The 25,697-nt window shown below is 68.9% G+C and carries 30 protein-coding genes; 13 read left to right on the top strand and 17 right to left on the bottom strand.

Annotated features, from left to right (window positions below):
* Window positions 1-135: 135 nt before the first annotated feature.
* Entirely contained in the window at window positions 136-900 is a 765-nt protein-coding gene (locus ACFWX1_RS40645; RefSeq protein WP_378395205.1) for a S1 family peptidase, read from the bottom strand.
* 235 nt (window positions 901-1,135) lie between these two features.
* Between ACFWX1_RS40645 and ACFWX1_RS40640 the strand changes: the two genes are divergently transcribed.
* Together ACFWX1_RS40640 and purU are read left to right on the top strand one after the other, a co-directional pair.
* Window positions 1,136-1,879, top strand: a complete 744-nt coding sequence (locus ACFWX1_RS40640; RefSeq protein ID WP_378395204.1) for a DedA family protein — start codon at window positions 1,136-1,138, stop codon at window positions 1,877-1,879.
* Window positions 1,880-2,440: 561 nt separating this feature from the next.
* A complete protein-coding gene (purU, locus tag ACFWX1_RS40635; protein ID WP_378395208.1) occupies window positions 2,441-3,316 on the top strand; it encodes a formyltetrahydrofolate deformylase in 876 nt (291 codons plus the stop codon).
* Between the two features lie 24 nt (window positions 3,317-3,340).
* Here purU and ACFWX1_RS40630 read toward each other — a convergent pair whose 3' ends face one another.
* The gene (locus ACFWX1_RS40630) at window positions 3,341-4,390 is read right to left on the bottom strand and encodes an NAD(P)-dependent alcohol dehydrogenase (RefSeq protein WP_378395203.1); all 1,050 of its coding nucleotides are present in this window, start codon (window positions 4,388-4,390) and stop codon (window positions 3,341-3,343) included.
* A 99-nt stretch (window positions 4,391-4,489) separates the two neighbouring features.
* Here ACFWX1_RS40630 and ACFWX1_RS40625 point away from each other — a divergent pair, with 99 nt between their 5' ends.
* Complete coding sequence (locus ACFWX1_RS40625) at window positions 4,490-5,092, top strand: TetR/AcrR family transcriptional regulator (protein WP_378395202.1); 603 nt, start codon at window positions 4,490-4,492, stop codon at window positions 5,090-5,092.
* Between the two features lie 9 nt (window positions 5,093-5,101).
* On the top strand, window positions 5,102-5,743 hold the full coding sequence (locus tag ACFWX1_RS40620) for a pyridoxamine 5'-phosphate oxidase family protein (RefSeq protein ID WP_378395201.1): 642 nt from the start codon (window positions 5,102-5,104) through the stop codon (window positions 5,741-5,743).
* A 75-nt stretch (window positions 5,744-5,818) separates the two neighbouring features.
* On the opposite strand, the gene ACFWX1_RS40615 is transcribed toward ACFWX1_RS40620, so the two are convergent.
* The 3 genes from ACFWX1_RS40615 to ACFWX1_RS40605 all read right to left on the bottom strand — a co-directional run bounded on the left by ACFWX1_RS40615 (window position 5,819) and on the right by ACFWX1_RS40605 (window position 8,437).
* Window positions 5,819-6,835 carry an NADP-dependent oxidoreductase gene (locus ACFWX1_RS40615; RefSeq protein WP_378395200.1) on the bottom strand — a complete coding sequence of 339 codons (1,017 nt, stop codon included), beginning with the start codon at window positions 6,833-6,835 and terminating at the stop codon, window positions 5,819-5,821.
* 113 nt (window positions 6,836-6,948) lie between these two features.
* The gene (locus ACFWX1_RS40610) at window positions 6,949-7,383 is read right to left on the bottom strand and encodes an SRPBCC family protein (RefSeq protein WP_378323693.1); all 435 of its coding nucleotides are present in this window, start codon (window positions 7,381-7,383) and stop codon (window positions 6,949-6,951) included.
* A 142-nt stretch (window positions 7,384-7,525) separates the two neighbouring features.
* Window positions 7,526-8,437, bottom strand: coding sequence for an ABC transporter substrate-binding protein (locus tag ACFWX1_RS40605; RefSeq protein WP_378395199.1), 912 nt, complete (start codon window positions 8,435-8,437; stop codon window positions 7,526-7,528).
* Between the two features lie 142 nt (window positions 8,438-8,579).
* On the opposite strand from ACFWX1_RS40605, the gene ACFWX1_RS40600 reads away from it, so the two are divergent.
* Complete coding sequence (locus tag ACFWX1_RS40600; RefSeq protein ID WP_378395207.1) at window positions 8,580-9,275, top strand: ABC transporter permease; 696 nt, start codon at window positions 8,580-8,582, stop codon at window positions 9,273-9,275.
* Window positions 9,272-9,988: an ABC transporter permease gene (locus ACFWX1_RS40595; RefSeq protein ID WP_378395198.1), complete on the top strand. Its 717-nt coding sequence runs from the start codon at window positions 9,272-9,274 to the stop codon at window positions 9,986-9,988. The genes ACFWX1_RS40600 and ACFWX1_RS40595 overlap by 4 nt, the downstream gene beginning before the upstream one ends.
* A gap of 66 nt (window positions 9,989-10,054) precedes the next feature.
* Here the strand turns inward: ACFWX1_RS40595 and ACFWX1_RS40590 are convergent, their stop codons facing one another.
* The gene (locus ACFWX1_RS40590; RefSeq protein ID WP_378395197.1) at window positions 10,055-11,395 is read right to left on the bottom strand and encodes a transporter; all 1,341 of its coding nucleotides are present in this window, start codon (window positions 11,393-11,395) and stop codon (window positions 10,055-10,057) included.
* A gap of 190 nt (window positions 11,396-11,585) precedes the next feature.
* Between ACFWX1_RS40590 and ACFWX1_RS40585 the strand changes: the two genes are divergently transcribed.
* The 4 genes from ACFWX1_RS40585 to ACFWX1_RS40570 all read left to right on the top strand — a co-directional run bounded on the left by ACFWX1_RS40585 (window position 11,586) and on the right by ACFWX1_RS40570 (window position 14,102).
* Window positions 11,586-12,419, top strand: a complete 834-nt coding sequence (locus tag ACFWX1_RS40585; RefSeq protein ID WP_378395196.1) for a helix-turn-helix domain-containing protein — start codon at window positions 11,586-11,588, stop codon at window positions 12,417-12,419.
* Window positions 12,420-12,433: 14 nt separating this feature from the next.
* A complete protein-coding gene (locus ACFWX1_RS40580) occupies window positions 12,434-12,622 on the top strand; it encodes a DUF397 domain-containing protein (RefSeq protein ID WP_378395195.1) in 189 nt (62 codons plus the stop codon).
* 5 nt (window positions 12,623-12,627) lie between these two features.
* Window positions 12,628-12,795: a DUF397 domain-containing protein gene (locus tag ACFWX1_RS40575; RefSeq protein ID WP_378395194.1), complete on the top strand. Its 168-nt coding sequence runs from the start codon at window positions 12,628-12,630 to the stop codon at window positions 12,793-12,795.
* A gap of 428 nt (window positions 12,796-13,223) precedes the next feature.
* A complete protein-coding gene (locus ACFWX1_RS40570; protein ID WP_378395193.1) occupies window positions 13,224-14,102 on the top strand; it encodes a GNAT family N-acetyltransferase in 879 nt (292 codons plus the stop codon).
* On the opposite strand, the gene ACFWX1_RS40565 is transcribed toward ACFWX1_RS40570, so the two are convergent.
* Window positions 14,054-14,893: an isocitrate lyase/phosphoenolpyruvate mutase family protein gene (locus ACFWX1_RS40565; RefSeq protein ID WP_378395192.1), complete on the bottom strand. Its 840-nt coding sequence runs from the start codon at window positions 14,891-14,893 to the stop codon at window positions 14,054-14,056. The genes ACFWX1_RS40570 and ACFWX1_RS40565 overlap by 49 nt on opposite strands.
* Before the next feature lie 152 nt (window positions 14,894-15,045).
* On the opposite strand from ACFWX1_RS40565, the gene ACFWX1_RS40560 reads away from it, so the two are divergent.
* Window positions 15,046-16,437, top strand: coding sequence for an AlkA N-terminal domain-containing protein (locus tag ACFWX1_RS40560; protein ID WP_378395191.1), 1,392 nt, complete (start codon window positions 15,046-15,048; stop codon window positions 16,435-16,437).
* Here the strand turns inward: ACFWX1_RS40560 and ACFWX1_RS40555 are convergent.
* The 7 genes from ACFWX1_RS40555 to ACFWX1_RS40525 all read right to left on the bottom strand — a co-directional run bounded on the left by ACFWX1_RS40555 (window position 16,434) and on the right by ACFWX1_RS40525 (window position 21,940).
* Window positions 16,434-17,318, bottom strand: coding sequence for a hypothetical protein (locus ACFWX1_RS40555; protein WP_378395190.1), 885 nt, complete (start codon window positions 17,316-17,318; stop codon window positions 16,434-16,436). The genes ACFWX1_RS40560 and ACFWX1_RS40555 overlap by 4 nt on opposite strands.
* A 50-nt stretch (window positions 17,319-17,368) precedes the next feature.
* A complete protein-coding gene (locus ACFWX1_RS40550) occupies window positions 17,369-18,829 on the bottom strand; it encodes an aromatic amino acid lyase (RefSeq protein ID WP_378395189.1) in 1,461 nt (486 codons plus the stop codon).
* On the bottom strand, window positions 18,826-19,830 hold the full coding sequence (locus tag ACFWX1_RS40545) for an ornithine cyclodeaminase family protein (RefSeq protein WP_378395188.1): 1,005 nt from the start codon (window positions 19,828-19,830) through the stop codon (window positions 18,826-18,828). The genes ACFWX1_RS40550 and ACFWX1_RS40545 overlap by 4 nt, the downstream gene beginning before the upstream one ends.
* Window positions 19,827-20,381 carry a YbaK/EbsC family protein gene (locus ACFWX1_RS40540; RefSeq protein WP_378395187.1) on the bottom strand — a complete coding sequence of 185 codons (555 nt, stop codon included), beginning with the start codon at window positions 20,379-20,381 and terminating at the stop codon, window positions 19,827-19,829. The genes ACFWX1_RS40545 and ACFWX1_RS40540 overlap by 4 nt, the downstream gene beginning before the upstream one ends.
* A gap of 74 nt (window positions 20,382-20,455) precedes the next feature.
* The gene (locus ACFWX1_RS40535; protein ID WP_378395185.1) at window positions 20,456-20,749 is read right to left on the bottom strand and encodes a DUF2516 family protein; all 294 of its coding nucleotides are present in this window, start codon (window positions 20,747-20,749) and stop codon (window positions 20,456-20,458) included.
* 85 nt (window positions 20,750-20,834) lie between these two features.
* On the bottom strand, window positions 20,835-21,512 hold the full coding sequence (locus ACFWX1_RS40530) for a hypothetical protein (RefSeq protein WP_378323709.1): 678 nt from the start codon (window positions 21,510-21,512) through the stop codon (window positions 20,835-20,837).
* Window positions 21,509-21,940, bottom strand: a complete 432-nt coding sequence (locus ACFWX1_RS40525) for a helix-turn-helix domain-containing protein (RefSeq protein ID WP_378395206.1) — start codon at window positions 21,938-21,940, stop codon at window positions 21,509-21,511. Before ACFWX1_RS40525 ends, ACFWX1_RS40530 begins: the two co-directional genes overlap by 4 nt.
* A gap of 151 nt (window positions 21,941-22,091) precedes the next feature.
* Between ACFWX1_RS40525 and ACFWX1_RS40520 the strand changes: the two genes are divergently transcribed.
* The gene (locus ACFWX1_RS40520) at window positions 22,092-23,270 is read left to right on the top strand and encodes a methyltransferase domain-containing protein (RefSeq protein ID WP_378395184.1); all 1,179 of its coding nucleotides are present in this window, start codon (window positions 22,092-22,094) and stop codon (window positions 23,268-23,270) included.
* Here ACFWX1_RS40520 and ACFWX1_RS40515 read toward each other — a convergent pair.
* Genes ACFWX1_RS40515 through ACFWX1_RS40505 form a run of 3 tightly spaced genes read right to left on the bottom strand, consistent with a single transcriptional unit; the run spans window position 23,213 to window position 24,664 of the window.
* Window positions 23,213-23,869, bottom strand: a complete 657-nt coding sequence (locus ACFWX1_RS40515) for an AAA family ATPase (protein ID WP_378395183.1) — start codon at window positions 23,867-23,869, stop codon at window positions 23,213-23,215. The two genes, ACFWX1_RS40520 and ACFWX1_RS40515, sit on opposite strands and share 58 nt — an antisense overlap.
* Entirely contained in the window at window positions 23,870-24,265 is a 396-nt protein-coding gene (locus ACFWX1_RS40510) for a zf-TFIIB domain-containing protein (protein ID WP_378395182.1), read from the bottom strand. It abuts the gene before it with no gap.
* A 30-nt stretch (window positions 24,266-24,295) separates the two neighbouring features.
* The gene (locus ACFWX1_RS40505) at window positions 24,296-24,664 is read right to left on the bottom strand and encodes a VOC family protein (protein ID WP_378395181.1); all 369 of its coding nucleotides are present in this window, start codon (window positions 24,662-24,664) and stop codon (window positions 24,296-24,298) included.
* A 90-nt stretch (window positions 24,665-24,754) separates the two neighbouring features.
* Here ACFWX1_RS40505 and ACFWX1_RS40500 point away from each other — a divergent pair, with 90 nt between their 5' ends.
* A complete protein-coding gene (locus ACFWX1_RS40500) occupies window positions 24,755-25,222 on the top strand; it encodes a CGNR zinc finger domain-containing protein (protein WP_378395180.1) in 468 nt (155 codons plus the stop codon).
* Window positions 25,223-25,697 lie beyond the last annotated feature (475 nt).

Raw genomic sequence — 25,697 nt, 5'->3', positions numbered from 1 at the left:
CCCGACCCGGGGCCCCCCGCCCCCCCCGCTTATTGGGCCATCTCCAGGGGGGGGGGGCCGCCCGGGCGGCGGGGGGCGCTCCCCCACATCCAGGCGCCCGAGTTCCACACTCGGGCGCCTGAGTCCACCATTCGCTCAGCGGATCACGGAGGCGATCCACTGGGCGAGGACGTCGACGCGGGAGGTCGTTTCGGGGGTGGCGTGCGGGCAGTCCGGCCCGTCGCTCTCCACCGAGACGAGCGTGCCCGCCTTCGTTCCCTTCGGCACGAAGTACGGGGCGCCCGAGTCGTACGAGCACGCACTGGTGTCGTTCGCGGGCGCGACACCGACGACGCCGACAGTGGAGTCGGCCACCGCGTTCACCTTGAGCTCGCCGAGATTCAGGTGCGTGGACGGCTTGGGGTCGACCGACGACGTCGCGCCCCACCCGGCGAGGACCACCTTTTCGCCGACGGTCGGCGCCTCATTGCCGATCGCGAGCGGGCGGATGCCGGTCACCGGGCGATCCAGCTTCCCGAGCGAGATGTCGTTCACGTCCGTCTGCCGGACCTCGACGACGTTGCGGACTTCGCCGCCCTTGTCGGCGAGGTCGACCTTGCCGAGCGTCGCCGTCGTCGGATACGGCACCGGCCCGCTGACCCGGGTGCCGTTGACGTCGTGGAAGCAGTGGCCCGCGGTGATGACCCACTGCGGCGCGACGAGCGCGCCCGAACACGCGCTGTCGCGCGTGCCGCCGTCCGGCTTCGGGATCTTGGTCATCGTGAACTTGACGCTGAACGGGTACGCGCCGGCGGGCGCGGGCCGTCCGTTGGCCACCGCGTCGGCGGGCGTGGTGGCGAGCAGCCCGGCGGCCGCGACGACGGCGCCGACGGAAAGGGCTTTCTTCAAAAGCGTACGCATGCGTTCTTCTTCCCCGATTGGCAAAGGGTTCCAGTGCGCGGGAAGCGAGCAGCCTCCCGGCGACGTGTCCCTGAGGCCGCCCGAACCTAAAGCAGGTTCTCGGTGTTGATCAAGCCAGGCGCCACATTCTGCCCTCGCGTCGAAGGTGTTTTGCCCCCGATCCGGGAAAGTGCTGTTCATCCGGTGCACCCCGCTGCGTCACCCGCGGGCGACCTGGAGTGATCACCATGGACGGGTGACCCTGCTCGCCCAGCTGACCGAGCTCCTGCGCGGCACCCTCGGCTCCCCGTGGCTGTGGGCGCTGGTCTTCGCCGTGTCCGCACTGGACGCCCTGCTGCCGTTCATGCCGAGCGAGACCACGGTGATCACGGTCGCGGTACTCATCGGCCCCGATCCCGGACGGCTCGCCGCACTCGCCGTCGTCGCGGCCGCCGGCGCCTGGGCGGGCGATTGCCTCGGCTACGCCGTCGGCCGCGCCGCGGGCCCGCACGTCATCACCCGGATGCAGCGCGGCCCGTCCGGACGTCGCCGGTACGCCTGGGCCCGGGTCCAGGTCCGGCGGCACGGGGTACTGCTGATCATGGCCGCTCGCTACCTGCCCGGCGGACGCGTCGCGAGCGCGCTCGCGAACGGCAGCCTCGGCTATCCGTTCGCCCGGTTCGCCGCGCTCGACGCCGCCGGCGCGATCCTGTGGTCGATCTACAGCGCGCTGATCGGCGCCGTCGGCGGCACGGCCTTCGCCGACGAGCCGGTCAAAGGCCTGCTGCTGTCCTTCTCCCTCGGCCTCGGCCTGGTCGCCGCGATCGAAGGGGGACGGCGCCTGCGGCTGCGCGCGCTACGGTCGGCGCAGGCGAACGCCGCGGCTGCTCGAAGCGATCGGCCTCGAAGCCTTCGTCCCGAGGTGGCCGAGGTGGCCGACGAGTCCGGCTCGGCTGGCGGTGGTGCGCTCGCCGGCCATTGCCGCGACCACGAACCCTGAGCACGCGCCGTTTCCGTCAGGGGCCTCCGCTCGAGCGTCCTGAACGCTCCGTTGGGGACGTTGAACGTCGCCAACGGAGCGTTCGCGACGAGCGTCTGACGCCGTGAAGGCCTCCTTACCGGCGTCGGGAGCCGGCAAGGAGGCCTTCACGGCCCCAAAATCCACAAAGGACACTCACGAGGCCGCAACGGCCCTGAGAACAGACTTTCCCCCACACCACCGGATAGGTATCCCCCACCCGCTCCGGGGGGCGACCCCGACAACATTCTATCGCCCGGGTACGACAAGACTCCCAAAATCGGGGTGTAGCCGCCAAGTTGTCCACAACAGGCGATTCCCTGTGGACAACAAGCGGGAACGTTGACGGCACAGGGAAACAACGAGGGCCCTCCCGCCGATCGAAGAACCCTGGCACCGCACGCGGAAAATCCCGGCCGACGGATCCCGGCGGCGCCCACCGCGCACGAAGCAGGGCCGCCCGAACGCCGCGGAAACCATCGGCGACGTCACACTCCCCTAGCCCGGCACAGTGCCGTGACCAGCACCGGAGACAATGGACTCGTGTCCGCTCCCGAACGCCGCTACGTCATCACCTTCGGCTGCCCCGACCGCACCGGCATCATCGCCCGGATCTCCGGGTTCCTCGCCGAGCACGGTGGTTGGATCGTCGAGGCCGCCTACCACACCGACCCCGACACGGGCTGGTTCTTCACGCGCCAGGTCGTCCGCGCGGACTCGCTGCCCTTCGACGCCGCCGAGTTGCGCGCTCGCTTCGCCGAGGTGGCCGCAGACCTGTCGGCGGACTCGAACTGGCAGGTCAGCGACACCGGCGAACGGCGCCGCGCGGTCGTGCTGGTCTCGAAGGCCGGGCACTGCCTGTACGACCTGCTCGGCCGCGTCGCCTCCGGCGAGCTGGACGTCGACATCGCCGCGGTGATCGGCAACCACGCGTCGCTGGGCGACATCACCCGCGCGCACGGCATCCCGTTCCACCACGTGCCCTTCCCGAGCGGCGACCCGGACGGCAAGGCCGAGGCGTTCGAGCAGGTCCGCAAGCTCGTCGGCGAGCACGACCCGCACGCGGTGGTGCTGGCCAGGTTCATGCAGATCCTGCCCGCTGAGCTGTGCCGCGAGTGGGCGGGCCGGGCGATCAACATCCACCACAGCTTCCTGCCGTCGTTCATCGGCGCGAAGCCGTACCACCAGGCGCACACCCGGGGCGTGAAGCTGGTCGGCGCGACCTGTCACTACGTGACGGCCGATCTCGACGCGGGCCCGATCATCGAGCAGGACGTGATCCGCGTCGACCACGGCGACTCGGTCGAGGACATGGTCCGCAAGGGCCGCGACATCGAGAAGGTCACGCTGGCCCGCGGGCTGCGGTGGCACCTGGAAAACCGCGTCCTGGTGCACGGCAACCGCACAGTGGTGTTCTGAGCGGCTGCCGCGCACCCGGCGGGGTCACGCGCCGATGGTCGAGGCGTCGATGACGAACCGGTAGCGCACGTCGGAGTTCTCGACGCGCTCGTAGGCCTCGTTGACCTTGTCGGCCGAGATCGTCTCGATCTCCGCGCCGATGCCGTGCTGCGCACAGAAGTCCAGCATCTCCTGCGTCTCGGCGATCCCGCCGATCATCGACCCGGCCAGCACCTTGTTGCCGCCGAGCAACGAGAACGCGTTGTAGGACAGCGGCTCGCCGGGCGCGCCGACGTTCACCATCGCGCCGCCGACCCGCAGCAGGCTCAGATACGCGTCCACCGGCAGCTTGGCCGACACGGTGTTGAGGATGACGTCGAACTTGCCCCTCAGCACCTCGAACGTCGACTCGTCACTGGTCGCGTAGTACGCAGACGCGCCGAGTTTGAGGCCGTCCTCCTGCTTCTTGAGGCTCTGGCTCAGCACCGTCACCTCGGCGCCCATCGCCGCGGCGAGTTTGACGGCCATGTGCCCGAGACCGCCGAGGCCGATCACGGCGACCTTCTTGCCCGGTCCGGCGCCCCACTGGCGCAGCGGCGAGTAGGTGGTGATGCCCGCGCAGAGCAGCGGCGCGGCGACGTCGAGGCTGATGCCCTCCGGGATCCGGCAGACGAAGGCGTCCTTCACGACGATCTGGTTGCTGTAGCCGCCGTAGGTGTTCTCGCCGTCGAAGCCGACGCCGTTGTACGTCTGGACGTTGCCCTTGACGCAGAACTGCTCGGTGCCGGCCCGGCAGTACTCGCACTCGCCGCAGGAGTCGACCATGCAGCCGACCCCGACGCGGTCGCCGACCTGGTACTTCGTGACGTCCGAGCCGACCGCTGCGACGACGCCGGCGATCTCGTGGCCGGGCACCATCGGGAAGATCGCCTGGCCCCAGTCCTCCTTGGCCTGGTGGATGTCGCTGTGACAGATACCCGCGTAGGCGATGTCGATCAGCACGTCGTTCGGACGCAGGTCCCGGCGCTCGATCGTGGTCGGGGCAAGCGGCGCGCCCGGCGCCGGAGCGGCGATGGCGTGCGTCGTCGTGCTCATGGAACCCTCCAAGGTGAGTACTGTTGCGATGGGGCCTCCTTGTAAGAGCCCTCTTACATGCTGACGTAAGAGGGCTCTTACATATTCCGAACGAAAGATGTGATCCAGGTCATGGGCGGGAAGTACCACCACGGCGACCTCCGCGCCGAACTCATACGCGTCTCACTGGACCTGATCGCCGAGCAGGGCCTCGCCGGGTTCTCCGTCGCGCAGGTCGCGAAGCGGGCGAAGGTCAGCCCCGGCGCGCCTTACCGGCACTTCCCGACGCGCGAGAGCCTGCTCGCCGAGGTCGCCTGCCACATCGCCTGCCAGCTGGCCGACCGTGTCAACGACGCGATCGCCACCCACGACGACCCGGTGGACGCGCTGGCCGCCGCCGCGGGCACCTACACCCGGTACCTGATCGAGCGCCGGGCCGGGATGCACATCATCTACGCCGACGGGCTCCACGAATCCGGCAACGAGGAGCTGATCGAGCAGACCCGGCGGCTGACCGACCAGTTCCTGATGCTGTGCCTGACCGTCGCCCCCGACCCGCCGACGGCGCTGGAGCTGATGGAGCAGCTGTTCACCCAAGCCCATGGCTACGGCACGTTCCACCTCGACGGCGTCTTCGTGAAGCACGGCTACTCGGTGGACCTGACGGTGCGGAAGTCCGCCGAAGCCGCGCGGATGGCGATCGCGGGCCGGATGGCGCGCTAGCTTGGACCCATGGGGACTACGAACGCGACACTCGACGCCACGGTCATCGACTCCCTCGACGCGCTGCGCGAACTGCTCGGCGAGGCAAAGGAAACCACACAGCGCAAGATCATCGACCGGATCGACGAACACGCCAGGACGTTGATCGCCCACTCGCCGTTCGTGCTGCTCGCGACGTCGGCGCCGGACGGCAGCTGCGACGTCTCCCCGCGCGGCGACCCGGCGGGATCGGTGCTGGTACTGGACGACAAGACGCTGGTGCTCGCGGACCGGCCGGGCAACAAGCTCATCGACAGCTTCCGGAACATCCTCGGCAACCCGCACGCCGGGCTGCTGTTCCTCGTGCCGGGGATGAACGAGACGCTGCGCGTCAACGGCCGCGCCACCCTGGTGTCCGACGCGCCGTTCTTCGACGACCTGGTCGTTCAGGGCAAGCGCCCGAAGCTGGCCGTGGTGATCGAGGTCGAGCAGCTGTACATGCACTGCGCCAAGGCTTTCCTGCGGGCGTCGCTGTGGAAGCCGGAGACCTGGCCGGAGCGCACGACGCTGCCGACGCTGGGCACCATCCTGCGGGACCACGCGAAGCTGGACACCCCGGCCGAGACGCTCGACGAGGGCCTCGACCACCGCGCCCTCCACGAGCAGTACTGACCCAGCCTGAAGCGCCGTGAAGGCCTCCTTACCAGCGCTCAACGCTGTGAAGGAGGCCTTCACGGAACGCCGGGACTACTCGGCGATGCGGACCAGCATTTTGCCGGTGTTGGCGCCCGACAGCAGGCCGAGGAACGCGTCCGGCGCGTTGCGGATACCGTCCACAAAGGTCTCCGAGTACTTGAGCTGCCCGGAGGCGACCAGCGGCGCGACCTCGGCGACGAACTGTTCCTGCAGCCCGAAGTGGTCCAGCACCAGCAGGCCGCGCATGGTGAACCGCTTGGCGATGATCTGCCCGAGGTTGCGCGGCGCCGGGGTCGGCTCGGTCGCGTTGTACTGCGAGATCATCCCGCACACCGCGATGCGCCCGTGCAGGTTGATGACGTCGATCGCGGCCTCGAGGTGTTCGCCGCCGACGTTGTCGAAGTAGACGTCGATGCCTTCCGGCGCCGCAGCACGCAGCTGCTCGACGACCGGGCCGTCCTTGTAGTTGAACGCGGCGTCGAAGCCCAGCTCCTCGACGAGATAGCGGACCTTCTCCGCGGAACCCGCCGAGCCGATGACCCGCTTCGCGCCCTTCAGCTTCGCGAGCTGGCCCACCAGCGAGCCGACCGCGCCCGCCGCGCCGGACACGAACACCGTGTCCCCGGCCTTGAACTCCGCGGACTCCAGCAGCCCGGAGTACGCCGTCAGGCCGGGCATGCCCAGCACACCCAGGTACGCCGACAGCGGCGCGACCGACGCGTCCACCTTCACCGCGTGCTTGGCGTCCACGACGGCGTGCGTGCGCCAGCCGTACTGGTGCAGCACGTGGTCGCCCGGCTTGAAGGTGTCCACAGTGGACTCGACGACCTCGCCGACGGCGCCGCCGGTCATGGCCTTCCCGACCTCGAACGGCGGCGCGTAGGACTTCACGTCCCGCATACGGCCCCGCATCGCCGGGTCGACGCTCATCACGAGGTTGCGCACCAGGAGCTGTCCCTCGCCGGGGGACGGGATCTCGGTGTCCACGATCTCGAAGTTGTCGAACGTCGGGACACCGTGCGGACGCGAGGCGAGCCGGATCTCGGTCGCCTGAGTGGGAGCGTTCACCGTCGAACTCCTAAAGGCCTGGGGGTCAAGCGGGGCGGACGCCCCGATTACCTCCGGTCCAACGAGCCAACCGGGGCGCGCATTCCGATTGTGTCGACCGCTACACGATCCGGCTACACGATCTCGGCGAGCTTCGCGAGCACGCCGTCGTAGATCCGCTGCAACCCGCCGGGCGCGAACGTCTTCTCGAAGAAGCCGCCGATGCCGCCGGCACCGTCCCAGCTGGTCTGGATACGGACGACGCTGCGCTCGCCCGCCTCGGTGACCGTCCACGTGGTGACCATGCTGGAGTTCGCGTCGGTCTCGACCAGCGTGCCGGGCTTCGGCTCGGTCACCGTCGCCGCGACGTTCCGGACCCGCTTCGACGTCGCCTGCAGCTTCCAGCTCGCCTGGGTGCCCGCGCCGACGCCACCCTCGGTGACCTCGTAGTCGCGGTAGTGCTCGGTGAGCAGCTTGGGGCGTGTTTCGGCGTAGTCCGCGACGAGTTCGCGCACCTTCTCGGCAGGCGCGTCGATCGTCCGTTCCGCGGTGGCCGTGACCTTACCCATCTCGCTCCTCACTCCAGATTTACGGCGTTGACAACGTCACCCTTGCACACCCGTCCCAGAAAGCAATGAACGGACCATTCATCGTGAATTTCACGACGAACGGTCCGTTCATTTTCCGTGAGCGGCACCACTTCCGCAGCGGCTAGAGGCCCTGCTTCGCAAGCCAGTCCTTCGCGACGTCGCCCGCCTGCTCGCCGTCGGCGTCGACCCGCTTGTTCAGCTCGCGCATGACGTCGGTGCTGAGCTTCGCGCTGACCGCGTTGACGACGTTCGCGAAATCGGCACCGCGCTCGTCGATCACCTTCTTGTTGACCGCGGGCACGACGTTCTCGGTCGGGACGATGGTCAGATCGTCCTTCAGCGCCACGAACTGCGGGTCACCCACGAGCGGGCTCACCGAGTCGACCGGGATCACCGTGACGGCGCCCGATTTGAGCTGTTCGACCCGGGGACCGGCCTCCTGCACCGTCTGGAACGTCGCGTTCAGCTTGTAGGTCTCGGTGAAACCGCGGAAGCACGGCAGCCGCTTCTCGCATTCCGGCGGACCGGCCAGGACGACCTTGTCCAGCTTCTCCAGGTCACTGATCGACGCGATGCCCTTCGACTTCGCGACGTCGGCCTTCACGATGTAGGTGTTCTTGTTCTCCGCCGGCGCGTAGTTCAGCAGCTTGACGCCCGCGGGCTCGAACAGCTTCGCGAGCTGCTCGTGCTCGGCGGCCGAGTCCTTGGCCGCGGTCGCGCCGAACCCGGTCGAGATGGCCGCGCCCTGGTACTCCGGGATGAACTGCAGCTCACCGGACTTCAGCGACGGGTAGATCAGCTCCCGCGAGCCCAGGTTGAGCTTGCGGCTCACCGGATAGCCCTTGGCCTCCAGCGCGTGGGCGTAGATTTCGGACAGCACCAGGCTGTCGGTGAAGTTGAAGGACGCGACGACGATCGGCGCGCCGCCCTTGCTCGGTGCGGACGGCTGGTCGCTGCCACCCCCACAGGCGGTCACGCCGAGCGCGGCGGCGGCAAAGACCGCGGCTACCCGGGCTACTCGTGTCCAGCGCACGTGCACACTCCTCAATCACTCGAACAGAGGATTCGAACCTAGCTCCGGGCACCGACAGAAACCACATACTGGGAGCACTTGCGGGAGAATTCTCACGAAGCGGAATTTCCCGACCCGAACGGGGTAAGGTCGGCCAGTGCTCGTGTCTTCCGTGGCCCCGTTCGCGGCCGAGGGCGGGCGGCCGATCTTCGAATGGCGCTGGGTCGAGCGCAACGCGGACGCCATCGTCACGCGGCTTCTCGAACACGTCTCGCTGACCGCCGCCGCGCTCGGCATCGGACTCGTCGTCTCGCTCGCGCTTTCCGTCGTGTCACTGCGTTACCGGTGGTTCTACTCGGTGACGCTCGGCACCACGGGCGCGCTGTACGTCATCCCCAGCCTCGGCGCGTTCGCCGTGCTGGCACCGATTTTCGGGATCCTTTCGTACGCCACCGTGGTGATCCCGCTGGCGACGTACACGTTGCTGATCCTCATCCGCAACATCGTGACCGGCGTCGACCAGGTGCCCAAGGAAGTCCGCGAAGCCGCGATCGGCATGGGCTTCACGCGCTCGCGGCTGCTGTGGCAGGTCGAACTCCCGCTCGCGCTGCCCGTGGTGATCGCCGGGCTGCGCGTCGCCGCGGTGACGACGATCGGGCTCGTCACCGTCACCTCGATCCTCGGCAAGGGCGGGCTCGGGTACTTCATCCTCGCCGGGATCCGGACGACGATCCCGAACCCGACGCCGATCATCGTCGGCATCGTGCTGTCGGTGGCGCTCGCGGTCGCCGTCGACCTGCTGTTGTGGCTGAGCGAGCGCGCGCTGGCGCCGTGGGCACGGAAGGTGCGGGCCCGATGAACATCCTCGACCAGCTGAACGACTGGCTCGCCGCACCGGACCGCTGGAGCTGGACGGTCCCCGCCGGAATCCCCTACCGGACGCTGGAACATCTCCGGTTCTCGTTGCTGGCGCTGGCGATCGCCGCGGTGCTGACGATCCCGCTCGGCGCGTGGCTCGCGCACTACCGGCGCGCGCCGTTCCTGGCGACCAGCGCGATGAACATCAGTCGCGCGATCCCCAGTTTCGGGCTCATCATCCTGTTCTGGTTCCTCGCGAGCCGCTGGGGCGCGGACACGCGGTTCTGGCCGCTGCTGCTCGCGCTCGTCGCATTGGCTTTGCCGCCGCTGTTCACGAACACGTATGCGGGTGTCGTGGCGCTGGAACAGGACGTCGTCGACGCCGCACGCGGAACGGGTTACCGCGAGTGGCAGATCATGCTGCGCCTGGAACTTCCGCTCGCGTCGCCGGTCATTCTCGCGGGCGCGCGGGTGTCGTTCCTCCAGCTGATCGCCACCGTCGCGATCGGCGCCATCGTGAACGACGGCGGCGGGCTCGGACGGTACATTGTGGACGGTTTCGCGCAGGGCGTGTCCGGCCGCGGCGAGATTCTCGGCGGCGCGATCGCCGTCATCGTGCTCGCACTTGTCTGCGAAGGCGTCTTCACGCTGCTTCAGCGCTTCGCCACTCCGCGCGGTCTCGCACTCCAGAACGCTTCGCGGTCCGAGAGCTGACGCGGTGGTCCGTGAAGGCCTCCTTCACAGCGTTGAGCGCTGTGAAGGAGGCCTTCACGGAACGACCTACTCGACGAGCAGGATCCAGTACTGGTCACCGTCGAGGACGTGGTTGTCGAAGGTGAAGCGGTCTACGACGGCGTTGAGTATCCGTGAGGCGTCCGAAAGGGTCGGCTGGACGGCATAGCCCTGACCGTGCGGCGTGTTCGGCGGCTTCGCGTTCGCGCCTTGCGTGGTGCTGTTGAACGGATACACGAAGCAGTCGTTGGTCCTGCCGTCCGGACGGTCGCGGTAGCCCGGCCCCCAGTGCTCGACGCAGGAATTTTCGGCTCGCGTCCGGTTGGCGTTCTGGGCCGCCGTGTCGTAGTAGAGACGCGTCAGCGGTGGCTTGCGGTCCGCGCTGTTCCAGTGATAGCGGCCCGGCACGAAGTCTCCCTGGGCGAGCCCGGGGTAAGTCGAGCGGTAGTTGTGCATCGCCTGGGCGATGAACGAAGCCGCGTCCTTGAACGAGGGTTCCTTGGTGTCGAGCAGGAACTTGGCGATCACCGGGAAGACGCAGTCGCTGCCCAGCACGTACGAGGAAGACAGCTTCCGCGCGACGTCGCACCGGAGGGTGACCTTGAGCGGCGTGTCTTCCACACGTTCGGTGTCGTCCGGATCCACGACGAAGAAATGACGCGCATGGAGATACGAAGTGCGTTTCTCGGCTTTGGTGCGCGGGGCGTCCGCCGGGTTCGGCGCGTCTTCACCGTGCATCGTGAGCACCTGGAAGTCGACGGGCTCGTCCTTCCATTCGGCGATGCTCTTGTCCATCTCGCTGTTGGACTCATCGCAGTACGCCGTGCCCTTGTTCACTTTGCCGCAGGAAATTCCGATCCCGATTTGCGTACTCGCCGGAATATCCCTGATGCTCCAGTCGTAAAGCTTGTGCATCACGACGGCACGCCGTTGTTCGGGCTGCAGGTTGAAGATCACGGTGACCCGGACGCTCGCGCTGCCGACGACCGGGCAGTTCGCCTCCGGACAGGCGTAACGCTGGTAGCGCAGGTTGGTCATCTTGCACGCGGCGAGCCGGTTCTTCACCACGTAACCGCTGCCGGCACGCGGATCGGGATGGCATTCGTCGAAGGTCACCGGCTCCGGTTTGTTCGACTGCCAGGACTTCGTGGTGATCTCGTCCTCGGGGAGCGCCGGCGCGTCCGGCTGGATCGCCAGTGCGGCCGGGAGCTTGCGAAGATCCTGATCCAGGGGAATGTTCAGCCCGTCCGGGAATTCGCGGAGAATCCCCACCGAGCGGTCGTGCTTGGTCTTGGCCGGAGCCGCCTGGGCGACACCGGTGAGCGAGAGCGCCGTGAGTATCGCGAAGGACAGACTGAGGGCAGTACACACCCGTCTTCGAAAACGCATTTTTCTCCCCATTCACGCTGCGAAACGTGCCTCGACCCAACCACGTTATCGGCCAGGTTCACCCAGGTCACTCCAGCGACTGGACGGACAGCGTTGGTCCCGGCGGCCACCCGATCGGGCGGTGGGATTCTCACTTCGCTGATTCGCACCCTACGATCCGTGCGCAAACAGCTCCGAGGGGTGACTACGCGTGAGGAACAAGCCCAACCCGCGGAAGCGGCTGCTCGGCCGCAAGCTCCAGCGGCTGCGGGAGGACACCGGGATGACACAGGCGGAGGCCGGTGAGCCACTGCGCTTCAGCACGAGCAAGCTGAGCCGCATCGAACTCGGCCATCTGCCGAAGTACAACGAGTTCCTGGCGCTGCTCGACCGCTACGGCGTCATCGTCTCCGACTACGACGGCTGGGTCCGCCAGTATGACCGCGCCCTCGAGAAGGGCTGGTGGCACGCCTACGGTCTGAACGACAAGGGTTACGTCCCCCTGGAAGCTGACGCCGATGAGGTCCGCACTTATCAGCTCAGCTACATCCCCGGACTTCTGCAGACCGAGCCCTGGATGCGTGCGGCCTTCGCCTGCGCGAGGATGCCGCTGCCGCCGCGCAGGCAGCAGAACGAGATCGCCGTTCGGCTGCGTCGCCAGGAACGGCTCATCAGCGACAATCCGCTTACCCTGCACGCGATCGTTGACGAGTCCGTTCTTTGGCGCCGGGACTTGCCGTCCGCGGAGATGCGGCAGCAGTTGGAACATCTCATCGAGTGCGCTGCCCTCCCCAACGTCACGCTGCAGATCATCTCGCTCGACTTCGGGATCCATCCCGGCAGGGACGGCGGTTTCACCGTGCTGAGCTACCCCAGTTTCGGCGAACCGGACATCGCCTTCGTCGAGCACGGTATCGGCGCCATGCAGTTTGAGAAGGAGCACGAGGTCAAACCTGCTAGGCTGGCTTTCGACCACCTTGCGGATCTGGCCTTCGACGAGGAGGACTCGATCCGACTGATCCAGCGGGTGATTGCCGAGACCTGATTCGGAGCGAGGACGTGGATCTGACCAACGCCTCATGGCGTAAGAGCAGTCACAGCTCCGGCGAAGGCGCCAACGGCGACTGCGTCGAGATCGCGTTCGTCTCTGGTCTCGTAGGTGTCCGCGACTCGAAAGCTCCGACCGCAGGCACACTCGCCGTCTCCGCGAAGGCGTGGCGGCATCTCGTCGCCACCTGCCAAGGTTGACTGCGATGAAGTGGCGCAAAAGCAGTTACAGCTCCGGCGAAGGCGCCAAAGGCAACTGCGTCGAGGTCGCTTTCACCTCGAACGCCGTCGCGGTCCGCGACTCGAAAGCGCCCGCGTCCGGCACGCTCGCGGTCTCACCGAAGGCGTGGCGGCATCTCGTCGACGGCCTGTGAGCGCGCCATCGAACCCCTCGCCCACGCGATAGCCCAGCTCGACTCGTCCGATCCCGCCGAGCGGCTCGCGGGCGTCCACGCCATCGCGGAACTCGCCCAAGAACGCCTCGGCGAAGGCCGCGAAGCGTGCCTCGACCACCTTCGCGCCTACCTCCGCCGCCCCCACGACCGGACCACCACCGAGGTAACCATCCGCGACGCCATCCGCCGCCACCTCGGCCCCTGACCCCGGGTGCCACAGTCCGACGTCGCGAACGCTCCGTTGGAGACGCTGAACGTCGCGAACGCGTCGTTCGCGACGTGCGCCCCGCCGACGACCACCCGCTCCGTACGGCACTAAAGTCCATAAAGGACACTCGGGACTCAGGTGAGCGCGCTTGCCGCGAAAATGGGTGGCCCCTGGCGGGGAGGCGCCGCAGGATGGGCCCATGCGACGACAGTTCAGTGGGCCCGCCGATCTCCGTGCCATGCAGGAGCTGACGCAGCGCATCTGGACCCCCGAAAGTTCCGTTCACATCGGCGACCTCTCCTGGCAGCGCTACCAAAGCACCGGCCGCGAAGCCGAATGGCCGACCGCGATCTGGGCCGAGAACGACACCACCCTCGCCTGGGGCTGGGTGACGCTCCCCGGCGAGCTCATGCTCCAGGTCGACCCGGCCCGGCCCGACCTCGCCACCGAAGTCCTCACCTGGTTCGCCGAGGTCGCCACCTCACCCACGCTGACCGTCACGATCGTCGACGCCGAGAAACACGTGAGCACCGCTCTCGAAGCGGACGGGTACTCTCGCGAAGAGAGAGCAGTGTTCGAGACGTACATGTCACGCGACCTCGACGACCTGCCGGAACCTGTTGTGCCACAAGGGTTTCACCTCCGCCCCTGCACGGCTGACGATCTCGCGCGACGCGTCGAGGTGCACCAGGCCGTCTGGCATCCGTCGCGGGTGACCGAGGAGAGCTACGCGAACGTCATGCGTGCCTGGCCGTATCGCGCGGATCTCGACTGGATCGTCGAGGCGCCCGACGGCGACTTCGCCGCCCAGTGCCTGATCTGGCACGACGACCACAACGGCGCGGGCGAACTCGAACCCGTCGGCACCGACCCTCGCTATCGGGGCAAGGGCCTCGGCCGCGCGGTCTGTCTCGCCGCGTTGCACGCGCTGCGCGCGGCCGGCGCCCACCAGGCCGTGGTCTACCCGGTGATCGGCCATCCGAAGTCGGTGGGCGCCGTGCCGCTCTACGCGTCGATGGGCTTTCGGGCTCACGCCCGTTCGGCGACCTGGGTCAAGCGCCGGTTGACCGCCCCGTAGTCGACTCCGCCGGCAGTGGTTTCGTACGTGCCCTTCGTGAGCAGCTCGGTGGTCGCGCGCGCCGCGACGACGTAGGCCGCTTGGGCGATCGCGCCGCCGAGGCTGACGCGGACCGCCCCGGCCTCGGCAAATTCCGCAACGGTCGGCGCGCCAGGGAAGGCCATGACCGCCACCGGCAACGGGCCCGCGACGAGCTTGGCGATCGCGTCGAGATCCACCAGCCCCGGCACGAACAGGCTGTCCGCACCCGCCTTGGCATAGCGGGACGCGCGGTCCAGCGCCGCGTCGACCCGGACGTCGAGAGGTCCTTCTCCCGCAAGGAAAAGATCGGTCCTGGCATTGATCCAGATCTTGACGCCGAGGCGCTCCGCCGCGGCGCGGGCGGCCGCGAGCCGTTCGGCCTGCTCGGCGGGTTCGAGCAGGGTGGCGCCGATGCGGTCTTCGATGTTCACGCCGACGGCACCCGCCTTGACCACGGCCTCGGTCGTCGCGGCGAGGTCCTCGGGAGCGGGTCCGTATCCGGCTTCGATGTCCGCGGAGACGGGGATCCCGGCCACCGCCGTGATGCGTTCGACCACTCCGGCGGCGCGCTCCGCACCGAGGTCGGCGGCGTCGGGAACACCGAGCGACCAGGCGACTCCGGCGCTGGTGGTCGCGATCGCCGGGGCACCGGCGTCGGCGATGACGACCGCCGACGCGGCGTCCCACGCATTCGGCAGCAGCAGTGGTTCGACCGGCCGGTGCAGCGCCGCGAACGTTGCGGCGTAGCGGTTCTGTGTTTCGAGGTCCATGTCCGGTTCTTTCGACGTGTCTGCGGGGAAAGTTCGCACCGGCACCCCCAGCGCCGGTGACGAGACCAGCATCCCGTCGGCACCGCACCGAGTCCGGCCGTATCCGGACATGACGGCCGGAAATTGTCGGTGGTGCCGCGTATGAAGGAGCCGTGACCACTTACTCCGCCGTAGTCACCACCGGGATCTACTGCCGGCCGGGCTGCGGCTCGAAACCGCTCGCCCGCAACATCCGCGTCTTCGAGAACGCCGCCGCGGCGGAGGCGGCCGGTTTTCGAGCCTGTCTGCACTGCCGTCCGTATCGCGTGGCCGGGCCGATCGGTTCGGACACTCCCGAGCTGGTGTGCCGCGCGGTCCGGATGATCATCGACGGCGCGCTCGACCACGATGGCACCGAGGCCGCGCTCGCCGAACGCGTCGGCCTTTCGGCGCGGCACCTGCGCCGGTTGTTCCTGCAGCATCTGGGTGCCAGTCCGGATCAGCTGGCCCGGTCGCGTCGTGCGCATTTCGCCCGGCGCCTGCTCGATGACAGCGATCTCACCGTCCTCGACGTCGCCTTCGCGTCCGGCTTCGGCAGCTTGCGGCAGTTCAACCGGGCGATGCGCGAGGTGTTCCACGCCTCGCCGACAGACCTGCGCAACCGGCGCCGCAAGGCCGATCGGCTCGTCGCGGACGGCGGACTGACCCTGCGATTGCCGATCCTGCCCGGCTACGACTGGAGCGCGATCCGCGCGTTCCTCGCCGCTCGCGCGGTCCCCGGCGTCGAATCGGTGGAGGAGGAAACGTATCGCCGCACGGTCACCCTCGACGGCGCGCCAGGACTGCTGGAAATCCTGCCGGGCACCGCGGATCACCTGCTGCTACGCGCACATCTGCCGTACTGGTACGGGCTGATCCACGTCGTCGACAGGGTCGGCCAGCTCCTGGGCCTCGACACCGACCAGGCAACGGCGGCCACCGAGCTGCGTGGCGACCCGCGGCTCGGCCTTCTCGTCCGGCTCCGTCCGGGGCTGGCCGTGCCGGGTACGTGGAGCCCGTTCGAGGTCGCCGTGCGGGCCGTCCTGAGCCGCGGCCGCGAAGCCGGCGAAGCGACGTCCTGGCTGGGCCGGATCGTGCGGGAGCTGGGCACCCCGGTCCCCGGCCTGCCCGGCGAACTCACCCACACGTTCCCCGACCCGGCCACCGTCGACGCCGCACGTCTGACCGGCCTCGGGCTCCCAGCTGGGGCCGCCTCCGCGATCGCGGCCGTCGCCACCGCCGTGTGCGGCGAGGACACTCCGCTACGGCACGGCGCGCGGGCGTCGGAGCTGGCGGAAGTCCCCGGTCTCGACCCCGAGCTGGCACAGCTGATCGCGTACCGCCTCGGGGACCGCACGGCGTTCCCGGCCGCCGATCCCGCGCTCAAGGCCGCGCTCACCGAGCTGGGTGTCACGCGGGATCTCGGCGGGCAACCGTGGTCCGCCCTCGCCGCGACTCATCTGATCCGCCACGGTGACACCCTCCGCCCACCCAGCCAAGGAGTACACAATGGACAGTTAGCCTAGTTCACCCGGCGGAACCAGCCGCGTCTGCTCGCGTTCCGGGGTTTCCTGGCCACGGTGTAACTGATCGGCCCGCTCAGCCGGGACGCCGGTCCGGTGGCGGGCGCCGCGGTGATGAGGAGCTGACGCCGTCCGAGGCCGGGACTGTCGATCCGCAGGCCACGGGTGCGGTCAAGGGCACGCGGGCTGACCACGCCGTTGAGCTCGCAGGCGGCCAGCAGCAGGTCGCCTGCTTCCCGGTCGAGGTCGGCTTCCTGGGACATCACCCGGATGCCCGCGAAGTCCTGCCAGGTACACGCCAGATCGAGCAGCCGGGTGAGCTCGCCGAGCTCGGTCGGTTCGCCCTCCCAGAGGATGATCACGTGCTCGATCTTCTCGGTGTGCCGATTGGCGGGCAGGCCGCGAGGCCGCCCCGTCGGCAACACCGGGACGCCGAGTTCACCGAAGCAGCCTTCCTCCGGGCAGCGGACGTCGTCGAGGGTGAAGCAGTCGCGGCACAACGTGAACCGGCACGACTGGCATTGCCTGCCGATCGGGTTGGTCACCGTCATCCGGTGCTCCCGCACGAGCACGTGGCCGGAGTACCAATAGGACTGACAGCGTGCGCACTCGGTCGCGATCGGCGCGAAGTAGGGATTGCCGCGTTGTGCGTCGGTGACTGGCTCGACGATGTTCGCGTCCGGAGTCCGGGTCGCGCGCAGCAGCGGCAGCGCCCACCGGAACGCGGCGGCCGACCTCCCGTACGTCCTGAGGTACCGCAGGATCACGTCGACGGCCGAGCCGAAGCGTCCCTGGTCCCACAGCCGGTCGACCTCGTCGGTCAGCCCGAGGACCGGCAGGATGTCCTCGGGAAACCGGAACGCCTCGACGTCGTTCTGCGCCACGTCCGGCACCGTAAGCCTCACGCGCTGGGAACGGTCCCGGCGCGACCGGTTCAGGTCAACGTCGTGAGGTCGTCGAAGTACGACTCGCGCAGATGCCCGACCAGCGTCTCGACGTCCGGGCCGAGCGGACGGTCGACGAGCGCGGGCGGGACGATTCCGGTCAGCCATGCATATGCCGCACGCAGCCCGAGCGGCGCGGGCGTCTCGCGAAGATGGTGCGCCTGCACGCCCGCGATCAGCTCGCACGCCGTGATCGCGAACAGATGCGCCGCGGCCGCCCGCGTCTGTTCCCCAGCAGCCCACGCAAACGCTTGCACGTCCTCCTGGCCTGCCGAGGTGTCCATCGAGCCGAGCGTCGCCGGAGCCGCCAGCCGTCGCAGCGCGTGCAGCTCCCCGACGGCCCGTTTGTGCAACGGCACCAGCCCCGCCTGCGGTCCCGGATCGACGGCGAGCTGCGGCGGCAGACCGCTGAACCGCTCGTCGAGCAGCCGGTTCATCCGCTGCACGGAGACCTCGCCGAGGTGCACCAGCGCGGCCGAGACGGCGTCCATCCGCAGGCCAAGCTCGACCGCGTGGAACCCGGTCGTCGGCACGAACTCGCCGTCGAGGAACGCGGGCGAGTCGGTCGGGTCCTCCCGCCAGCGCCGGAGCGCGGCGGCGAGATCGCTGTTCACCCGGTCCGCGTGGGTGATCGCGCGCGGACCGACCCGCACCGAGACCGGCGCCTGCACGACCCCGGCCCGCACCGACGAGCCGGTGATCAGCATGTCCAGCTCATGCATCAACGTGTACCGATGGTCGTCGCCACGAGCGAGTTTCGGCTCGTAGACATCGCGGGGCGCACCCAGGACGTCGATCGTGATCGCCGCCGCCAACGTCTGCAAGTCGACAAGTTGCTGGGTCTCGCCCCAGGTACGCGCCGCGTGCACGATCGCGAGCGGCGACCCCTGGATCAGCGTCGCGCCCTCCTTCGGGCCCAGCACATAAGGCTCGACGCCGCGCCGCGCGAGGGCGTCCGCCGCCGGGGTCTCGACGCCGTCCTCCAGCACCGTTCCGATGCCCAGGAACGTCTGGAAGGCATGGGAAAGCGGGATGATCTCGCCCGCGCTGCCGAGTCCCGAACGCGGCACGGCCGGGATGAACCGGTCGTTGATCCGGTCGGCGAGGAACCGCGCCAGCTCCGGGCTCGCCCCGGCGTCCGGGCGCAGCACGTCGCGCAGGCGCGCCACCAGCAGCATCCGGACGTCGTCCTCCGGCAGCCACGGCGGGCCGCCGACCGCGCGTCCGATGAGCAGATTTCGTTGGTGCCCGGCTTGTTGTTCTGGTGACAATTTATGGGTGGCGAGCCGGCCCATGCCGGTGTTCACGCCGTACACGGGCCTCGGCGACGACGCCAGCGCGGCCAGCATCCGCGCCCGGTTCTCCGCCATCGCGTCGAGCAGTTCGGGCGCGAGTTCGATCCGCTCCTCGATGTCGAGCGGGTGGATGTCGTCGTGGCTTGTGATGATCATCGGTACGGCAGCATCGTGCCGACGTCGGCGGCTTCGGCTCTGGTCAGGATCAGGTGCGCCACCGCCAAATCCGTTGTGGACAGTCCGCGGTGCCAGAACAGGATGCGCTCGTCGTCGTTCTCCCGCCCGGGTTTCGTGCCCGCGACAATCTCGCCGATCTCGGCGTGCATGGTTTCCGCGGTGAGCAGCCCGGCACTGACCTGCGGCCGCAGCGCGCCGAACCGGTGATCGCCCGAGCGGGACTCGCGCCAGTTGTCGACGACGACCTTGTCCACGGCGTCGAGGATCGTCAGCTCCAGCGCGCTGATCGTGCCGTACGGCACCAGGAACGTTCCGGGACGCAGATATTCCTTACGCACCAATGCTTCCGGCTCGGTCAGCCGCGACGCTTCAACGAGGATGTCCGCGCCGTCGAGCGTCTCCTCCGCGCTCGCGCAGACGCGCACGTCCTTGCCGAGGTGTTCCGACAGCCGCCGCCCGAAGTCCTCTCGCGACTCGGGCCGCTTGCTGGTCACGCGGATCTCGGCGAAGTCGAATGTCTCGTCCAGCAGGACGACGTTCCACCACGCGGTGCCCCGAGCGCCGATGTGCCCGAGCACCCTCGAATCCGGGCGCGCCAGGTACTTCGCCCCCACCGCCGTCATCGCGCCGGTGCGCGCCTCGGTGATCATGGTGCCGTCGACGATCGCGCGCGGCATCCCGGTATCCGGGTCGAGCAGCAGGATCAGCGCCATCTCGCTCGGCAGCCCGCGCTCGAAGTTCGCGACGAAGTCGCCGACGACCTTCACGCCGCTCACGTGCTTGTCCGTCAGGCTGCCGCGCAGGACGTTGAAGTGCCCCTTGCCGCCGTTGTCCGGCACGAGATGGGTCCGCGGCTCGAAGACGACGCGGCCGCGGCCGTGATCACCCAGCACGTCCTCGACCGCGCCGACGATGTCGGCATGGGTGATGCCGAGCGTGTCGATGTCGGCACCGGAGAGATACCGCAGCCAAACGCTCATGCAACTGGGCGGCCGAGACCCTCGATCACCTCGGCACCGGGCAACGCGGCGAGCGCGGCGCCGGAGATCAGCAGCTTGCTGCCCCGGATCCCGCTGCCGATGACCAGCTCCGGTGCGTCGGCCACGGCCTTGTCGATCAGGATCGGCCAGTCCGCGGGGAGACCGACCGGGGTGATCCCGCCGTAGGCCATGCCGGTGAGTTCGACGGCTTCGTCCATCGGCGCGAAGGACGCCTTGCGGACGTCGAGACGGCGCTTGATCGTGCCGTTGACGTCGGCACGGGTGGTGGCGAGCACCATCGCCGCGGCGAACCGGACCTCCCCGGCGCGCTTACCGGCGACGACGACGCAGTTCGCGGACGCTTCCAGCGGGGAGCCGTAGGCCTCGCAGAAGGCGGCGGTGTCGGCCAGTTCGGGGTCGATCTCGGCGACGCCGATGGCGTCCGGATCGGCCAGCGAGGCGAGCGCCTTCGCGACGGGCTCGGCGAGCAGTTCGGTGCGAGTGGGGGCGGGAACGACGGTCAGGCTCCCGGCGATGGTCCAGGTCGTCACACCTCGAATGTAGCCGTGACGCGAAGCGTCTCCGCTGAGGGTGGTGGCGGGGGCAGGGCTGGGGTAGCCAATGGCTACCAGTTCCGGCCGCCGCGCTGGACCTCGATCAGCCGGGGCCGCACGTCCACCAGGTAGACGAGCGTGGCGGCCATCGCGGGCACCCAGAAGATCATCCCGGCGGTGTCCAGCCGGAACAGGGCCATCGCGAGGGTGCTGCCGCCGGTGATGAGCATCCAGATCGGCTTGGTCTTGCGATCCGCGGCCGAGTACGCGTCCGCTCGCTGGAGAAGCGCGTGAATGAAGGCGAAGAGCCCGACCGCTGCGCTGCCCCAGTGGACGACCCTCATGATCCATTCGGCGACTAGCACTGTTCCAGCTTACGGCAAACCGCCCGAACGGCTCAGTCCCCCGACGCCGACGCGGGCTTCGGGGGACTGAGCCGGAGCGGGCTCGTTACTTGTCGGCCTTCGGGGTGGCCGGCTTCTTCGCGGCCGGGCTCGTGGTGGTGCGGCGGGTGGTGCTGGCCGCACGCGGCGCGGTCTTGTTCGCGACCTTGCGGGTCACCGAGCGGGTCTCGTGGGCGACGTCGTCACCCAGGTCCTCGACGGCTTCGGCGGTGTCCGCGGCGACCTTCTTGACCGTGCGGGCGGTCTTCTCACCGGCGGAGCGGGTGCGCTTGGTGACCTTGGAGAGCACCTCGTCGACACGCTCGCGGGCCTCGGAGGTGGCGCCCTCGACGCGCTCCTGAGCAGTGCTCAAGGCGTCCTCGAGCTGCTCGATGGCCTTCTTGACCTGCGGCTGCGCGGTCAGCTTGTCCCAGGCTTCCTCGCCGGACTCGGCCAGCTTGTTGTACAGCTTGAGCGCGGCCTCGGTGTACTCGTCGATGATCTTGCGCAGCTCGGCCGGGTCGACCTTCTCGCGCAGGCTCTCGACGTCGGTCGGCAGGTCGGACAGGTTCTTGCGGGCGGTCTCGCTGCCCTCGGTCACCTTCTCCTTGGCCTTGGACACGGCGTCGGAAACGGCCTGGGTGGCGAGGTTGCCGGCGCCGAGCGCGGCGAGCAGCGGCGTGCGGACCTGGTCGATGGCGTTGTTGAGGGCCTTGCGGACGTCCTCGGTCTTCGGGGCGGTCATGCTGACTCCTTGGTGTCTTTGGTGCCTTCGGCGGCGGTAGGTGCTGGCTCTGGGGTCACGGTGGGCTCGGCGACTGGCCGGGAAGCCGAGTTTTCGCGACGGAAGGATTCGTAGACGTCGAGCAGGACCTGTTTCTGGCGTTCGGTCAGCTCGGCGTCGGCCCGGATCGCATCGCCGACCGGGCCGCCCGTCGGCAGGTCGAGGATGCCCGCCTGCACGTAGAGCGCTTCGGCCGAGATGCGCAGGCCCTTGGCGATCTGCTGGAGGATCTCCGCGCTGGGCTTGCGGACCCCGCGCTCGATCTGGCTCAGGTACGGATTGGACACTCCGGCGAGCTTCGACAGCTGGCGCAGCGAGATCTTCGCGTTGCTCCGTTGCTGGCGGATGTACTCGCCGATGTCGGAAGCGATGTCCGCGACCTTCTCCATCGGGCCGCCCGTACCAGGCTGGGTCCCACCGGTTTCTGCCATCCGGTCACCTCCTCGCGACGTTTTCCACGCTACGCGCCGGTGCTAGCTATTGCAAGCACTCTGCTTGCAACTATCGGGTGTGTTCGCGCTCACCCGCTACCGTGGGGACATGACAGGCATGGCGCGCCTGCGACGCCGCCTCGTCGAGCGGCTGCTCGCCGAGGGAGTGCTGCACGACCCGCGCTGGATCGCCGCGTTCCGTTCGGTGCCACGCCATGCCTTCCTGCCCCGGTTCTTCCTGCCGGTCGACGGCGGCTGGCGGGCCGTCGAACGCGGCGACCCCGGCTGGCGCGAGCGCGTCTACTCCACCGACGTCCTGGTTACCCAGCTGGACGACGATCCGAACCGCTGGGAGCTGGCGCGCGAGTCGGGGCCGGTTCCCGGGACGCCGACGAGTTCGTCGAGCATGCCCTCGATCATGGCGATCATGCTGGAGGAGCTGCTGCTGGGCGACGGCCAGCGGGTGCTGGAGATCGGCACCGGGACGGGATACAACGCCGCGCTGCTCTGCCACCGCGCCGGGTCGGGCCAGGTGTCCACAGTGGACATCGACGGCTCGCTCGTGGCGGTGGCGAAGGCCCGGCTGGCCGAATCCGGGTACGCGCCGTCGTGCGCGACCGCCGACGGCGCCCAGGGATTCCCGGCGGGAGTGCTCTACGACCGGATCCTGTGCACCTGCGCGGTGTCGGTGATCCCGCCCGCGTGGCTGGCGCAGACCGTGCCGGGCGGCATGATCGTCACGACGTTGAACCGGCCGATCGGCGCCGGCCTGGTCCGGATCGTCGTCGGCGAAGGCGCGACGGGACGAGGCCAGGTGCTCGCGCGCGACGGACGTTTCATGCCGCTTCGCGCGCACCGGCGCGATCTCCCGATGCCGCCCTCGCCGTGCGCGAAGGACTGGCGACGGGCCCAGCTGCCGCTGGCGATGGTGCTACAGCCGCAGAACCGGTTCGAGTTCTTCGCCGGGCTCGCACTGGACGGCGTCGGCACGATCCGTGAGGACACCATGGCGTTCGACCCGCGTCCCGGCGTCGACGGCACGACGAGCGGGCTCGTCCTTGTCCATCCGGACGGCTCATGGGCGCGTTGCCGCGAAGCGGGCGACGTCCGCGAAGTCGCTCAGGGCGGCCCGCGGGCGTTGTGGGACATCGCCGAGCGCGCGTACGACGAATGGTGCGAGCTGGGCAAGCCGGAGCGGGACCGGTTCGGCTTGACCCTCGACGGCGAGCGTCAGGAGTTCTGGCTGGACTCCCCGGACGGCCGCCGCTGGCCGCTGCGCGCGAGCTGATTCCGGACCCAGGCTTCGACGTGGTCGGTGGCGGCCTCGAGCGGGACGTCCGTGGTGTCGAACAGTTCGACGTCGAGTGCCTTGGCGTTGTCGCGGAGCCAGTCGGTGAACTCCAGCGTCTCGTCGATGCGCGGCTCGTCCCACTCGCGCCATTCCGGCCGGGCCCGGAGCCGGTGCCGCAGGACGTCGTTGTCGGCGATCAGCGCGAGGTAGTGGATGCCGTCGAAGAAGGCGCGCTCGGGAAGCGGTTCGAACTCCGGCGGCGCGACGGTCCCGCACAGCACGACCGGGCGCCCGTTCTGGTGGAGCATCGCCGCCATCCGCAGCCAGGCCGAGCGGAACGCGGGGATGTCGTCGCGCAGCGCGCCGATCCACAGCACGTCCTGCTCCAGCACGACGGCGTCGGGAGCGAGCCGCCGGGCCAGTTCGGGGCCGACGGTCGACTTCCCGGCGCCGCTCGGGCCGGTCAGCGCGAACAGCGGGAGCTTGCGAAACGGCCACCTGTGCCCGCAGCGGGCACAGGTGAGCGTTTCGCCGTCGACGATCGGGCGTTCGGCGCGGTCCCCGCAGGCCGGGCAGATCCTGAGGTCGAGAACCACCTAGTCGAAGAGGTTCTCGAGGAAGCTGCGCTTGCGGTGGCCATGCCCGCCGTGTCCGTACGGTCGGGGCGAGTCGGAGTAGCCGCCGTGCCGATAGGGCTTCGGCGAATCGCCGTAGCGACCGCGGTACGGCTTGGGTGAATCGCCGTAGCCGCCGCGATACGGCTTCGGCGAGTCCGGCCTGCCGTAGTGCGCGGTGGGCGGCGGGCCGCCTTGATACGGCGGTAGCGCCTGGTTGTAGTACGTGTTCTCCGCGCCGACGATGGCTTCCAGCTCGCCGCGGTCGAGGAAGATGCCGCGGCAGCCGTCGCACTGGTCGATGTGGATGCCGTTCTTGTCGACGGTCCGCATCTGATTCTGACACTTCGGACAAATCACATATGGCAGCCTACGCATTTTCCGCGCGGCGCGTCAGCCGCGCTCCGATCAGCAGGCACACAGGCAGAACGGGTGCCCGGCGGGGTCGGCGTACACGCGGAACGTACGCGGTGAGTCGTCCAGCAGCTTCGCGCCGATTCCCAGCGCCCGCTCGTGCGCGGCTTCCATGTCGGTGACGTCGAGATCCAGGTGCGCCTGCTGCGGATTCTCCTGCGACGGCCACGCCGGCGCCCGGAAATCCTCGACGCGCTGGAACTCCAGCCGTGCGCCGCCCTGGGGATTGGTCAGCGTGGCCCAGTGCCCGTCGTGCTTGATCTCGGCCGGGTCCCAGCCCAGCAATTCACGGTAGAACCCGGCCAGCGCCGCCGGATCCGGGCAATCCAGCGCCACTCCCCCGAACGTCGGTATCGCACTCATCCGTCTCCCCTTTCGTCAGCTGTAACCGATGTTCGGATTATGGTGGTTAGGCGGGCAGGTCGCAACCGGTCGCGCCCGTACACTGGCGGGGTGCACACCGACGCTTCCCTGGTGGTGGCCTTTCTCAACACCGTCAATGTCGAACGCGGCGACGACCTGCTCGACGATCCCGAACGCTGGCATCGCTGGGCCGCCGAACACGGGGTTTCCCCGAATCCGGCGGATGACGCGCGGGCGGCGCGGGACAAACTGCGTGCCGCGATCGGCGATCCCCGGCTCCCGGGCGGTGCTCTCGACGTCGCCACGCAGATCTCCCTGACCGAGGACGGCCCGGCGCTGGTCGCGGCGGACGCCGTCGGCGCGGTGCTCGCGGCTTCGGCGCGGCTGGCGGTGCGGGGCGACTGGATCCGGCTGAAGATCTGCCCCGCGGACGACTGCCTGTGGGCCTTCTACGACGAATCGCGCAACCGCTCGCGCCAGTGGTGCTCGATGCGGGTCTGCGGCAACCGCGAGAAAGCGCGCTCCTGGCGGGCCCGGGCGGCGGAGATCCCCAGCTAACCCCTTCGGGCGACTGTGGACAACTCGCTTGCCGCCCCCACATATCCGCTCCCAGTTCATCCACACCCCCACACGTTGTGGACACCCACTACTCCATCGCCGTGAAATGTTGTGGATAACCCGGGGGATAACTCAGCTTCCTGTGGACAACTGGTTTCGGGGTGCTCGAAGTGTGGTATAGAGCCGCGGTCGTTGTTCGCGGCCCCCGGGTGCCGCTTTCGGGGCAGGCGCTGCGGCAGTCGGGTGAGCGGTTGTCACGTGCTGGGGGACGCCTTTGGTGGGCTCTCTGCGCTGGGGGTGTCCTTCAGCGGTTGGGGCCTCGCCGGTGAGCCGGGGGCGTCGATCAACGTGGCTCAGCGTCGGTCACGGCCGGACGTTGGGGTTGCGGTGACGGGTGAGGCTTGTGAGGCGCGGGTCCGGACTCCCCTGCGTCCCGAACGACGCGTTGCGGACGTTGAACGTCCCTTACGCGTCG

The sequence above is a fragment of the Amycolatopsis sp. NPDC059021 genome (assembly GCF_042739895.1).
Lineage (GTDB): Bacteria > Actinomycetota > Actinomycetes > Mycobacteriales > Pseudonocardiaceae > Amycolatopsis.
This window is presented reverse-complemented; position numbering and strand designations above follow the sequence as displayed.